We start from the raw sequence: 11,777 nt of genomic DNA on the forward strand, positions 1-11,777 counted from the left end.
CGTCAGTCGAAACGCTCGGCGCCGCCGTCGATTCCACTGACGCTGGCCAGCTGGTGGTCGATTCCCGGCCGCAGCTCCTCCAGCGACGCGGCGAGAACCTGACTGTCCATGGAGCGCAGCGATTCAAGAGAAACCCCCGCGAGATCGACTAGGTTGGACTCGACGGCGGCCACAGACGGCTCCATGACGGCCAAACCCCTTCCCCCCGGCTGTATATGCGATGCGGCTGCTCACATCCCCCTGATAATGGCCCGCCGCACGCGGGATGAAACCCCGTGTTCGTACAGCGCTGCGATATCAGGTCACGCGTCCGGTCGGCGTCTGCCGTCGGCTCCGCGGTGGCGCCGGGTCAACTCCACCGCCTCCTGGTCCATGCGGGCCACCCCGGCGGAGTCGCCCTCCATCAACCGTATCGCTTCCAGGAGTTGGTCCAAGGTCCCGCGATAACGCAGGCAGGTTCTCAGGATTCCGAACACGTCCGGGCGCAGGGCGGGGGAGCGGGGGCTGTTCGCGGCGATCGCCGGGTCGATGCTGTCGAGCACGAGGGCCAGGGCGGTGCGGTCGCTCACCGTGGGCAGGGAGGTCAACGCGGTGACCAGGCCGTCGAGTTCGCGCAGGGGGAGGTTGTCGGGCAGGTCGGCCAGGGTGGTGTGGTGTGCGGGTGCGGGGTGGGGGGCCGTGAGGCGGGTGAGGGCGGTCGCGGTCGGGGGGAGGCCGGCCAGCCGGTGCAGCGCGGTCAGTTCGGCGCCGGTCAGCAGCTCGTACCAGCGGTCCACGCGGACCGCGGAGAGCCGGCCCAGGCCGTCGCCCCGGTGGTGCGCGTTGACCAGGCCGATCACGGTGCCGTTGTGCCAGACCGCCGCGCCGGACATGCCCTCCCAGGGCGAGCGGTGTGGATCGGGGTCCGACTCGGGGGGTCCGACGGCGAGTTCGAGGGTGCCCTCGCGGCGGTTGGACAGCACCGAGATCATTCCGCTCGCGTGGCAGGAGTCGCGGTAGTGGACGTCCGCCGCGGGGTCCCGGCGCAGCTTGAAGCGGGGGTAGCCCACGGTCGTGAACGGCAGGACCACGTCCGAGTCCGGTACGGCGCCGTAGGCGGGCGGCTCGACCGAGGCCGCGTGGACGCCTTCCGGCACCTCGCCGGTGATCTCCAGCAGCGCCACGTCGGCCTTGTCCAGGGCCAGCGCCACACGGGCGGGCGCGAGCCATTCGTCGGCCCGGTCGGCCTCGAACCGTACGCGGGTGCTGTGGGGACCGGCGTCGCGGACCACGTGCGCGGCGGTGAGGACCCAGCGGTCGCCCACCCGGTATCCGGAGCCGCGCCGCCCGGTGGCGCCCCCCGGCGGGCGGACCAGCACCTGCGCCACCCGCTTCGGATCCAGACCGTCCGTCACCTGCTCAGCGCTCCCGCTCCGCCTCGTCGCCGCTCACCCACGGAGCCCGGCCGCCGCCGCTGCGCGTGCGCGGGTCGAGGGTGAGCTTCACGCGGTGGGTGACGCTGTCCGCGAGCCGGCCGTCCGCGCCCGCTTCCACCACCCAGAAGCGGATCTTTCCGCCGGCGGTCGCGGAACGCTCCACCGCCACGGCCGCCTCCAGCTCCACCGGGCCCACCTCGAAGTAGAGGTCCTCACCCGCAGCCGCCGTCCGCGCGGTGGTCAGTTCCCGGCGCAACTCCTCGATCATTTCCGCGAGTTCAATCACAACCGGTCCTTACCCGCACCGTCCTTTTGTCACTCGATCCGGGCAGATTCGGTGGTGCGAACCTGTGTGTCTCCTGTGATGCACTAGGGTCGCTGAGGCGCTCAAAAACCACCTTAAACAATCTGAAACCACCTAAAAGAATGAAATGGACGGCGTGATGGAGAAGTCCGGAGTCGAGTCCGAGCTGATCGACCTCAGCGGTGTGCCGCTGGACGCCTGGCCGTCCATGAGCCTGCCGTCCGCCGAGGGCTCCCTGCGGCGCCTGCTCGGCCGTATCGACGACCCGGCGAGCAGCCTCGGCGGCTACAACCCGCAGCGCGACGAACGGTGACGCCCGGCCCCCACGTTCTCGCGCCCGAGTCGTTCGGTGAACTGCTGGGCGGCTCGGGCGGGTTCGCGACCGTGTCCGCGCTGCGGGCGAGCGAGCGCAGCTGGCGGCTGCTCGTCGTACGGGCCCTGCTGGACGCCTCCGCCGACGCGCCCGCCGGGCCCCTGCCGCCGCCCGCCGAGGCCTGGCGGCTGCTGACGCGGGCCCGGACGGCGGCCGAGGACGTCGTCGAGGAGCTGCTGGCCTATCCGGCGGTCGGCGTGTGGGCCGCGCACACCCTGCGCCGGCTGCGCGGCACCGCCGACGATGAGGTGCCCCTGTGGGTGGAGCTCGGCCACCTCCACGCCCTCGCGGCGAGCGCGGCGATCCGCGCCGGGGCGGACTTCCGTACCGCCGTCCCCGTCCGGCACGGATGGGCGGTGCTGCCCGGGCTCGGGGCGATGCGGGTGGCCGGCCCGCCCGGGTGGGACACGGCCGAGGTGTCCGCCGCCGCGGGCCGGGTCCTGGTCGCCGGGCGACCGCTCGACGGGCCCGACTGGCACGGCCTGACGCGGCTGAGTGCCGACGACTGCGCGCTGCTCCTGGACGACACCGACCCCTACCGCACGCTGCGCGGGCCCGTCCCCGCCGAGCCCGTCGCCGCCGCCCCCTGGCAGGACCTGTTCGCCGAGGCCTGGGAGATCCTGCGCGAGCTCGACGCCGAGGACGCCCGCGCCCTCGCCGGCGGACTGGTCACCCTGGTGCCACGTCCGCGCGCCGAGCGCTTCCGCCCGCACAGCGCCTCCTCCGGCGACGCCTTCGGAGCCGCCCTCGCCTCGCTCCCCGACGACGCCGAGCAGCTCGCCGCCACCCTGGTGCACGAGTTCCAGCACAACAAACTCAGCGCCTTCATGCACCTGTTCACCCTCTACGACGACCAGGGCGCCGGCCGCCGTCTCCACTACGCCCCTTGGCGCGACGACCCGCGCCCCGTGGGCGGACTGCTGCAAGGTGTCTACGCCTTCTACGGCGTCACCGGGTTCTGGCGCCGGCGCCCGCATCCGCTCGGGCGGTTCGAGTTCGCCCTGTGGCGGACCCAGACGGCCCACGCCCTGCATGCGATCGCCCGCTCCGACGGCCTCACCGACCTGGGCCGCCGACTGGTGGCCGAGCTGACGGCGCGGCTGGAGCCGTGGCTGGCCGAGCCGGTACCGCAACCGGCCCTGGCCGCCGCCGAGTTGGCGGTGGCGGACCATCGGGCGACCTGGCGGGCGTACCACTTGCGGCCCGATCCGCGGGCGGTCCGGGAGCGCGCGGAGAGATACGAGCCTGTGCTCGCTCCGGGCAGTCCGGCGCGCGGGTTCGACACCCGGGCGGTGCTGCTGCGGTGGCTGCTCGCCGACCCGGCCGGGTTCGACGCCCTGCGCGAGGATCCCGGCGCCACGGTGAGCGGGGCGCGGGCCGAGGACGTCGCGCTGGTCTCGGGGGACACCGCCGGTGCGCTGTGCGCGTTCCGGGAGCGGATTCTGCGCGGTGGCGGCGACCCCGAGACGTGGGTGGGGCTCGGGCTCGCCGCGCGGGCGGGTGGGGACCCGGCGGCCGAGGTCGTGCTGGCCCGGCCGGAGCTGGTGATGGCCGTGCACGCCGAACTCGGCGCGGACGCGGACCCGTTGGAGACGGCGCGGGGGCTGGTCAGCCGCCCAGCTTGAGGAGCGCCTCGTCCGTCAGCCGGTACACCGTCCACTCGTCCTGCGGGCGGGCGCCCAGGGACTCGTAGAAGGCGATGGACGGGGCGTTCCAGTTCAGGACGGACCACTCCAGGCGCTGGTAACCCCGCTCGACGCAGATCCGCGCCAGCTCGGTGAGCAGGGCCTTGCCGTGGCCGGCGCCGCGGGCGTCGGGGCGGACGTAGAGGTCTTCGAGGTAGATGCCGTGGACGCCGCGCCAGGTGGAGAAGTTCAGGAACCACAGGGCGAAGCCGACCGGTTCGCCGGTGGTGTCGTCGACGGCGATGTGGGCGTAGGCGGCCGGGCCGTTGCCGAAGAGGGCTTCTCGGAGCTGCTCCGGGGTGGCCTTCGCCTCGTCCGGGGCTTTCTCGTACTCGGCGAGTTCGCGGATCAGCGTGTGGATGACGGGGATGTCGGCGGGGGTCGCGGTGCGGATCATGCGGCGAGGTTAACCCCGTCGGCCGCGCAGACGGCGGGCCGTTTCCAGCTGGGCGGGGTCCAGGGGGCGGCCGTCCTCCACATCCCACAGGCAGTTCTGGAGGAGACGGCCCAGGGTCCAGGCGAGGGCCCGGTCGCGGTCCAGGGCGAGGACGTCCGTCATGGCGTCGAAGCGCCAGCGGACGTCGTCGGCGTCGTAGTGGTTGTAGAGGGCCGGCCACAGCTCGAAGCCGGGGTCTCCGGCCAGTGGCTTGGGGTCGATGGCGAGCCAGGGGGCGCGGTCGGAGGCGAGGACGTTCTCGTTGTGCAGGTCCCAGTGCAGGAGTCGGTCGCCGGGCTCGTCGACGACCTCCCGTACGGCGGCCGCGCAGTCGGCGACGATCCGGCGGGCCTCCGGGTCCGGGATGCGGTCCAGCGCCGAGGGCGTCTGTTCCAGCATGGCCTGTGCGATGTCGCCGAGGCGGCGCAGGCCCGCGGGGGCGGGGGTGGTGGTGAGATGGGCCAGCAGCCGGGCGATGACCAGGACGGCCTCGTGGGTGTCGGGCAGGTGCGCGAGCATGCGCCGGGAGTCGAGGCGTTCCAGGAGCATCGTGCCGGTGGCCGGGTCGTGGTCGAGGAGCCGTACCGCGCCGTCGCCGTTCCACAGGCGCAGGGCGACCGGCTCGTCCCGGGTCTCCTCGTCGAGGAGCTGGAGCTTGAGGACGGCCGGGGTGCCGTCCGCGCGGACGACGGGGACGACGAGGGCGGCGACGCCGTGCATCGGACGTCCGTCGATCACCAGGTCCCAGCGGCGGACGAACTCCGCCGTCAGCTCCGGCAGACCGGCGACGAAGGCGCGGCCCGCCGCTCCGTTGAACTCCGCCTGTGTCGTGGCAAGCGCTTCCGGAACGTCGATCACGAATCGGACGATAACGGCGCGCTCGCCGTGCCGCATGCGAATAAAACCGCGGAATCCGAAGGAGACAGTGGCCGTGCGGACGGGTTAACGTCCCGGCCATGAGCAGCTCGGGCAGCGATGTCGTCAACGGCGGCATCTCCTTCTGGTACGCGGACGACGGCCTCCCCGCGGTGCGGGAACCCCTCTCCGGGGACGCCACGGCCGACGTCGTGGTCGTCGGCGGCGGATACACGGGACTGTGGACCGCGTACTACCTGAAGAAGGCGGCGCCCTTCCTCCGGATCACCGTGCTGGAGCAGAAGTTCTGCGGCTACGGCGCGTCCGGGCGCAACGGCGGCTGGCTGTACAACGGCATCGCGGGGCGCGACCGCTACGCGAAGCTGCACGGGCGGGATGCGGCCGTGCGCTTGCAGCGGGCCATGAATGACACCGTGGACGAGGTCGTCGCCGTCGCGGCGGAGGAGGGCATTGAGGCGGACGTCCACCGGGGCGGGGTGCTCGAAGTGGCGCGTACGCCTGCCCAGTTGGCGCGGCTGAAGGCCTTCCACGAGGCGGAGCTGGCGTTCGGGGAGAAGGACCGGGAGCTGTACGACGCCCGGGAGACCGCCGAGCGGATCCGGGTCGCGGACGCGGTCGGCTCGTCGTGGACTCCGCACGGGGCGCGGGTGCATCCGGTGAAGCTGGTGAAGGGCCTGGCGGCGGCCGTCGAGGCGCTGGGGGTGGTGATCCACGAGCAGACGCCGGTGACGGAGATCCGGCCGAAGCACGCGGTGACGCCGTACGGCGTGGTCCGCGCTCCTTATGTCCTGCGCTGCACGGAGGGGTTCACGGCGGCGCTCCGGGGCGAGCGGCGGACCTGGCTGCCGATGAACTCGTCGATGATCGCGACGGAGCCGCTGACGGATGCGCAGTGGGAGTCGGTGGGGTGGGACGGGCTTGAGACGCTCGGGGACATGGCCCACGCGTACATGTACGCGCAGCGGACCGCGGACGGGCGGATTGCTCTGGGCGGGCGGGGAGTTCCGTACCGCTTCGGGTCGAGGACCGACAACGACGGGCGGACGCAGGACGCGACGGTCGCGGCGCTGCGGGAGATTCTGCTGGGGTTCTTTCCCTCGCTGGCCGGGGTGGGGGTCTCGCACGCCTGGTCCGGTGTGCTCGGCGTGCCGCGGGACTGGTGCGCGACGGCGACGCTGGACCGGGCGACGGGGCTGGGCTGGGCGGGGGGTTATGTCGGGTCGGGGGTTGCTACGGCGAACCTGGCGGCGCGGACTCTGCGGGATCTGGTGCAGCTGGACTCCGGGCAGGGCGGGCGTACCGAGCTGACGGATCTGCCGTGGGTGGGGCACAAGGTGCGGAAGTGGGAGCCGGAGCCGTTGCGGTGGCTGGGCGTGCAGGGCATGTACGCCGTGTACCGGGCTGCCGACCGGCGGGAGTCGGCGGCTCGGTCCGCGGAGTCGTCGAGGTTGGCGCGGGTTGCGGATCGCGTGGCTGGGCGGCACTGACCGGCTGGCCGGTGTGCGGGGGGTGGGTCGCGCAGCCCGGCGCTTACGGGGTGCCGCCTCTCTTTGGCAGCGGGGCCGCCCTAGGCGGCACGAATGCCCGCAGGATCAGCGGCTCATCAGGACACCCGTTCCGGGACAGGTGCGTCCGTCGGTGTCTGGTGTTTTGGGGCCTTGGCTGTGACCATCAGGCCTGCCACCACGGCGCCCAGGAGCATGATGGCGGCGGCCCACCAGATGGCGACCGTGTAGCCGTGGACGATGCCTTCCTTGGTGACCAGGGCCTGTTGGGCGGGGTCGGTCAGGTGGGCCGTGATGTACGCCGTGCTGCTGGTCGTCGCGATCGTGTTCAGCAGCGCCGTACCGATCGAACCACCCACCTGCTGCGAGGTGTTCACCGTCGCCGACGTGACGCCGGAGTCCTGCGGCGCCACCCCCGCCGTGGCCGTGGCGAAGACCGGCATGAAGGTCAGGCCCATGCCGAGGCCCATCAGGATCAGCGCGGGCAGGATCTCGGTGGCGTAGGACGAGTGCACCGTCATCCGGGTCAGCAGCAGCATGCCGGCCGAGGCCAGCAGCATGCCCGGCACCATCAGCAGCCGCGGCGCCACGTGGTGCATCAGCCGGGCCGAGATCTGCGTGGAGCCGATGATGATCGCGGCGGTCAGGGGGAGGAACGCCAGGCCCGTCATCACCGGCGAGTACTCCAGGATCACCTGGAGGTAGTACGTCATGAACAGGAACAGCCCGAACATGCCGATCACGGCCAGCCCCATCGTCAGGAAGCAGCCCGCACGGTTGCGGTCCTTGATGATGTGGAGGGGGAGGAGGGGCATGGGGGCACGCGACTGCCACCACACAAAGGCCGCCAGGAGTACGACGCCGCCCGCGAGCAGCCCCAGCACCACCGCGTCCGACCAGCCCCGGGGCTCGGCCTCGCTGAAGCCGTAGACGATCGCGACGAGACCGCCGCAGCCCAGCAGCGCGCCGGGCACGTCGAGGCGGGCGCCCGGGGTGCCGGGCCGGTCGTGCAGCAGGACGAGCGCGCCGGCGACGGCGGCGATCGCGATGGGCACGTTGACGTACAGACACCAGCGCCAGTCCAGGTACTCGGTGAGCAGCCCGCCGACGATGAAGCCGATCGCGGATCCGCTGCCGGCCAGGGCGCCGTAGATGCCGAAGGCCTTGGCGCGTTCCTTGGGGTCGGTGAAGGTCGTGGTGAGCAGGGACAGCGCGGAGGGTGCCAGGACCGCGGCGAAGACGCCCTGGAGGGCGCGGGCGGCGAAGAGCATCCCGGAGCCGGTGGCGGCGCCGCCGAGTGCGGAGGCGGCGGCGAAGCCGACGAGCCCGATGACGAAGGTGCGCTTGCGTCCCGCGAGGTCGGCGATCCGGCCGCCGAGCAGGAGGAGCCCGCCGAAGGCGAGCGTGTAGGCCGTGATGACCCACTGCCGGTTGCCGTCCGTCATGCCCAGGTCCTCCTGGGCGGACGGCAGCGCGATGTTCACGATGGTCGCGTCGAGGACGACCATCAGCTGGGCGAGAGCGATGACCACCAGCCCCCACCAGCGGCGGGGATCGGGGTCCGAGGAAGCGGTCGTTTCACCTGTTCGGGTGATACTCACCCGGTCAGCAGACCATGGATCGGGACCTGTCGCATCCGGAGACGTCACGGCTCCAGCACCACCTTTCCGGTCGTTCCACGGCTCTCCAGCGCCCGGTGCGCGGCGGCGGCCTCGGCGAGCGGGAAGCGCTGCACGGCCGGGGTGAGCCGGCCGGCGGCGGCCTCGGCGAGGGCCCGGAGTTCCAGGGTGCGTACGGGGTCGGGGCCGCCGGCCTTTTTCAGCATCACGGGGCCGAGGACCTGCTCGGAGACGCCCTCGACGAGGTAGGGCTCGCCGCCCTGAATGCCCTCGCCGGACCAGCCGAAGACGAGGTGCCTGCCGCCGGGCCCGAGCAGCGCGACGGCCTCCCGGGCGACGCTGCCGCCGACGCCGTCGAAGACCACGGTGGCGGCCCGTCCGCCCAGGTAGGCGCGGACCTTCCCGGGCCAGTCGGGGTCCTTGTAGTCGACGGCGAGGTCGGCGCCGTTCGCCTGGACGCGGGCGGTCTTCTCGGGGCCGCCGGCCAGCCCGACGACGGTGGCGCCGGCGTTCTTGGCGTACTGGACGAGCAGCGTGCCGATGCCGCCGGCGGCGGCCGGGATCACGGCCACGGAGTCCGGGCCGAGCTCGGCGAACTGCACGATTCCCATCGTCGTACGCCCCGTGCCGATCATGGCGACGGCCTCGGCGAAGTCGAGGTTGCCGGGGATCTCGTGGACGCGTTCGACGTTGGTGACGGCGAGTTCGGCGTAGCCGCCGGGCGCGAAACCGAGGTGGGCGACGACCTTCTTGCCGAGCCACAGGTCGGCGACGCCTTCGCCGAGGGACTCGATCACACCCGCGACCTCGCGTCCGGGAACGGTGGGCAGGACGGTGGGCGCCGGCCCCGGGCCCTGCATGCCCTCGCGTAGCGCGGTGTCGAGGAGGTGGACACCGGCCGCAGCGACGGCGATACGGACCTGGCCGGGGCCGGGCCGGGGGTCCTCCACCTGCTCGTGGACGAGGTTCTCGGCGGGCCCGAAGGCGTGGAGTCGGACGGCGTGCATGAGGGGTCCCCCATCGTTGGCGTCGGTACGAGGTCCACTCTTCAACCTCAAGCATGCTTGAGGTCAAGGGCGGGCTTCCGGCCGAGCGCCAACGACACCGCGGTGAGTGCGCTGTTGAAGGACACCTCCGAGAGCACACCGGGGGCGGCGACCTGGTCGCCCGCGAGATAGACGCCGTCGCCGCGGTCGATGGCCGGCCGGTCCCGCCAGCTGCTGCCGGGCAGATCGACGGCGCCCGTACGGCCGTTGGCAACCGCCTCCCGCCGCCAGGTCACACGCTCGCGCCAGCCCTCGAAGCCCAGGTCCAGGAGCTGCTCGGCGCGGGCGACACCGGCCGCCTTCGACTCGCCCGGGGCGAGCGGGATCTGACCCTGGATCAACTGCTCGCCGGCCGGCGCGAGGGTCCGGTCCTGCGCGGTGAACCGCTCGATCCACCCGGGGGCGTCCAGGTCGGACACGGCGAAGGCGTCCCCGCGCCGGGTGCGTACGGCGAGGTCGACGAGGGCCGTACGCCCGCTCGGCCAGGTCAGGCTCTCGTCCCCGAGAAGGCGGCGGGCGGCGTCGAGGGAGGTGGCGACGATGACGGGCGTGTCGGTCGGCACGGTGTTCACCCGGGACAGGGTCTCCATCCGCACGCCCAGGTTCCAGGCGCGGCTCGCCATCCGGTCGATCACGGTGGCCCAGCCGCCGCGCGGGTAGTGCGCCTCGGGCGGCAGCTTGGTGGCGCGGCGCAGGCGCTCCTGCACGAACGCGGCGGACAGCGATCCGGGGTCGTGGTGGAACAGCGCCACGGCGGAGTAGTGGGCGGCGGCCCGCGCGCCCTCCTCGCCCGCGATGTCGCTCGCCCACGTCAGGAAGTCGACGTCGACGGGCGCCTGGGGCAGACCGCGGCGCAGCAGCTTGAGCATGGCGAAGGGCGGGGTGCGGCGCAGCGCTCCCTTGTGCCGCAGCCGCAGCCGGGCCGCCTCCAGAGGTGGCAAGGGGGCGAGCTGCCCGATCAGGTCGCGCTGCTTGAGCCAGGTCCAGTGCGGGCCGCCGCTGTAGAGGGCGTGCGGACCCTCGTTCGTCCGGTACGGCCCCTCGGCGGTCCGCGCCCGCCCGCCCAGCGTGTGGTGGGCCTCGTACACGGTGACCTTGGCGCCCGCCTCGGCGGCGGTGATGGCGGCGGTGAGTCCGGCGAAGCCGCCGCCGACGACGGTGATGCGGTGCATGGCTGGGATCTCCCTCAAGTCGGCGTGCCGTTACGCCCATACGACGCACCGAGGGCCCCGGAATGTGACATCGGCCGGGATTTCGCAGGTCAGGAGTGGTGTGAAGGGCGTTGTCAGTGGTGGGGTGCAGCATGGGGGACATGGCGAGGAGAGCGGCGGGCGAGGTGAAGGGGGCGCGGCGGCCGGAGGTGCGGCTGCCGCCGCTGGAGGTGTACGGGGGCGAGCTGGAGCCGGACGGGGACTACGACGGGCTGGAGTTCCGTGAGCGGGATCTCGCCGGTCAGGACGGCGGGGGCGCCCGCTTCATGGACTGCGCGCTGACGGGGTGCGCGCTGGACGGGACACGGCTGCGGCACGCGCGCGTCCTGGACTCGGTCCTCACCGGCATACGGGGTGTGGGCACCGACCTGTCCGAGGCGACGCTCCGGGACGCGGAGCTGATCGACGCCCGGCTGGGCGGGGCGCAGTTGCACGGCGCCGTCCTGGAGCGGGTGGTGATCCGCGGCGGCAAGATCGACTACCTGAACCTGCGCGGGGCCCGCCTCAGGGACGTCGTCTTCGAGGGCTGTGTCCTCGTCGAGCCGGACTTCGGCGGGGCGACGCTGGAGCGCGTCGAGTTCACGGACTGCACCCTGAAGCGCGCGGACCTCGCCGGCGTCACGCTCACGGACGTCGACCTGCGGGGCGCGGTGGAGCTGGACCTCGCGCGGGGCGTGGACCGGCTGGCCGGAGCGGTGATCAGCACCGCCCAACTGCTGGATCTGGCGCCGGTGCTGGCGGGGGAGCTGGGGATCAGAGTGGAGGGGTGACGGCGCTGCCGCGCACGCCTCACCCCACCCGCGGGAAGCGGGCCTGGAGCGTCCAGATCGCCGGGTTCTCGGCCAGGTCCTCGTGCAGGTCGCACAGGTCGGCGATCAGGTCGTGCAGGAAGTCGCGGGCCTCGCGGCGCAGGTCGGAGTGGGAGAAGGTCAGCGGGGGCTCCTCCGCCGGCATCCAGTCGGCCTCGATGTCCACCCAGCCGAAGCGGCGCTCGAAGAGCATGCGGTCGGTGGACTCGGTGAAGTCCAGTTCCGCGTGCTGGGGGCGGGAGGCGCGGGAGCCGGCCGGGTCGCGGTCCAGGCGTTCCACGATGTCGCACAGCGCCCACGCGAAGTCGAGCACCGGCACCCATCCCCAGGCTGTGGACAGCTCCCGGTCCGCCTTGGTGTCCGCGAGATAGACATCGCCGCAGAACAGGTCGTGGCGCAGGGCGTGGACGTCCGCGCGGCGGTAGTCCGTCTGCGGCGGGTCCGGGAAGCGGTTGGAGAGGGCATAGCCGATGTCGAGCACGTAGGTGATGGTGTCAC

The 11,777-nt window shown here is 72.8% G+C and carries 13 protein-coding genes; 4 read left to right on the forward strand and 9 right to left on the reverse strand.

The genetic code is table 11. The annotated features are described in order from the left end of the window. Positions 1-2: 2 nt before the first annotated feature. From AB0Q90_RS17225 to AB0Q90_RS17235, 3 genes are all read right to left on the reverse strand, one after another. Positions 3-173, reverse strand: coding sequence for a hypothetical protein (locus AB0Q90_RS17225; protein ID WP_363161310.1), 171 nt, complete (start codon positions 171-173; stop codon positions 3-5). Positions 174-302: 129 nt separating this feature from the next. Beyond that, complete coding sequence (locus tag AB0Q90_RS17230; RefSeq protein ID WP_363161309.1) at positions 303-1,394, reverse strand: trypsin-like peptidase domain-containing protein; 1,092 nt, start codon at positions 1,392-1,394, stop codon at positions 303-305. A 4-nt stretch (positions 1,395-1,398) separates the two neighbouring features. Continuing rightward, the gene (locus AB0Q90_RS17235) at positions 1,399-1,701 is read right to left on the reverse strand and encodes a trypco2 family protein (protein ID WP_363161308.1); all 303 of its coding nucleotides are present in this window, start codon (positions 1,699-1,701) and stop codon (positions 1,399-1,401) included. A 157-nt stretch (positions 1,702-1,858) separates the two neighbouring features. Here AB0Q90_RS17235 and AB0Q90_RS17240 point away from each other — a divergent pair, with 157 nt between their 5' ends. Together AB0Q90_RS17240 and AB0Q90_RS17245 are read left to right on the forward strand one after the other, a co-directional pair. Then, entirely contained in the window at positions 1,859-2,032 is a 174-nt protein-coding gene (locus AB0Q90_RS17240) for a hypothetical protein (RefSeq protein WP_363161307.1), read from the forward strand. Continuing rightward, positions 2,029-3,717 carry an HEXXH motif domain-containing protein gene (locus AB0Q90_RS17245; RefSeq protein ID WP_363161306.1) on the forward strand — a complete coding sequence of 563 codons (1,689 nt, stop codon included), beginning with the start codon at positions 2,029-2,031 and terminating at the stop codon, positions 3,715-3,717. Before AB0Q90_RS17240 ends, AB0Q90_RS17245 begins: the two co-directional genes overlap by 4 nt. Here the strand turns inward: AB0Q90_RS17245 and AB0Q90_RS17250 are convergent. Both AB0Q90_RS17250 and AB0Q90_RS17255 read right to left on the reverse strand, forming a co-directional pair. Then, positions 3,701-4,174: a GNAT family N-acetyltransferase gene (locus AB0Q90_RS17250; RefSeq protein WP_363161305.1), complete on the reverse strand. Its 474-nt coding sequence runs from the start codon at positions 4,172-4,174 to the stop codon at positions 3,701-3,703. The two genes, AB0Q90_RS17245 and AB0Q90_RS17250, sit on opposite strands and share 17 nt — an antisense overlap. A gap of 9 nt (positions 4,175-4,183) precedes the next feature. Further along, complete coding sequence (locus tag AB0Q90_RS17255) at positions 4,184-5,071, reverse strand: aminoglycoside phosphotransferase family protein (RefSeq protein ID WP_363161304.1); 888 nt, start codon at positions 5,069-5,071, stop codon at positions 4,184-4,186. 98 nt (positions 5,072-5,169) lie between these two features. Here AB0Q90_RS17255 and AB0Q90_RS17260 point away from each other — a divergent pair, with 98 nt between their 5' ends. Continuing rightward, positions 5,170-6,576, forward strand: coding sequence for an FAD-dependent oxidoreductase (locus AB0Q90_RS17260; RefSeq protein ID WP_363161303.1), 1,407 nt, complete (start codon positions 5,170-5,172; stop codon positions 6,574-6,576). 116 nt (positions 6,577-6,692) lie between these two features. Here the strand turns inward: AB0Q90_RS17260 and AB0Q90_RS17265 are convergent, their stop codons facing one another. The 3 genes from AB0Q90_RS17265 to AB0Q90_RS17275 are packed head-to-tail and all read right to left on the reverse strand — an operon-like array spanning position 6,693 to position 10,431. Further along, positions 6,693-8,195, reverse strand: a complete 1,503-nt coding sequence (locus AB0Q90_RS17265; RefSeq protein WP_363161302.1) for an MFS transporter — start codon at positions 8,193-8,195, stop codon at positions 6,693-6,695. 44 nt (positions 8,196-8,239) lie between these two features. Continuing rightward, a complete protein-coding gene (locus AB0Q90_RS17270) occupies positions 8,240-9,220 on the reverse strand; it encodes a zinc-binding dehydrogenase (RefSeq protein WP_363161301.1) in 981 nt (326 codons plus the stop codon). Between the two features lie 47 nt (positions 9,221-9,267). Continuing rightward, entirely contained in the window at positions 9,268-10,431 is a 1,164-nt protein-coding gene (locus AB0Q90_RS17275; RefSeq protein WP_363161300.1) for an NAD(P)-binding protein, read from the reverse strand. A 140-nt stretch (positions 10,432-10,571) separates the two neighbouring features. Here AB0Q90_RS17275 and AB0Q90_RS17280 point away from each other — a divergent pair, with 140 nt between their 5' ends. Further along, entirely contained in the window at positions 10,572-11,240 is a 669-nt protein-coding gene (locus AB0Q90_RS17280) for a pentapeptide repeat-containing protein (RefSeq protein ID WP_363161299.1), read from the forward strand. A 19-nt stretch (positions 11,241-11,259) separates the two neighbouring features. Here the strand turns inward: AB0Q90_RS17280 and AB0Q90_RS17285 are convergent, their stop codons facing one another. Then, positions 11,260-11,760 carry a hypothetical protein gene (locus tag AB0Q90_RS17285; RefSeq protein ID WP_363161298.1) on the reverse strand — a complete coding sequence of 167 codons (501 nt, stop codon included), beginning with the start codon at positions 11,758-11,760 and terminating at the stop codon, positions 11,260-11,262. Between the last annotated feature and the right edge of the window lie 17 nt (positions 11,761-11,777).

Origin of the sequence: Streptomyces sp. NPDC079141, assembly GCF_040686775.1 — a bacterium.
Taxonomy (GTDB): domain Bacteria; phylum Actinomycetota; class Actinomycetes; order Streptomycetales; family Streptomycetaceae; genus Streptomyces.

Excerpts from the sequence above, each read along its gene's own strand:
- AB0Q90_RS17270 (WP_363161301.1), bottom strand. The coding sequence starts at position 9,220 with ATGCACGCCGTCCGACTCCACGCCTTCGGGCCCGCCGAGAACCTCGTC.
- AB0Q90_RS17275 (WP_363161300.1), bottom strand. The coding sequence starts at position 10,431 with ATGCACCGCATCACCGTCGTCGGCGGCGGCTTCGCCGGACTCACCGCC.
- AB0Q90_RS17240 (WP_363161307.1), top strand. The coding sequence starts at position 1,859 with ATGGAGAAGTCCGGAGTCGAGTCCGAGCTGATCGACCTCAGCGGTGTG.
- AB0Q90_RS17280 (WP_363161299.1), top strand. The coding sequence starts at position 10,572 with ATGGCGAGGAGAGCGGCGGGCGAGGTGAAGGGGGCGCGGCGGCCGGAG.
- AB0Q90_RS17250 (WP_363161305.1), bottom strand. The coding sequence starts at position 4,174 with ATGATCCGCACCGCGACCCCCGCCGACATCCCCGTCATCCACACGCTG.
- AB0Q90_RS17260 (WP_363161303.1), top strand. The coding sequence starts at position 5,170 with ATGAGCAGCTCGGGCAGCGATGTCGTCAACGGCGGCATCTCCTTCTGG.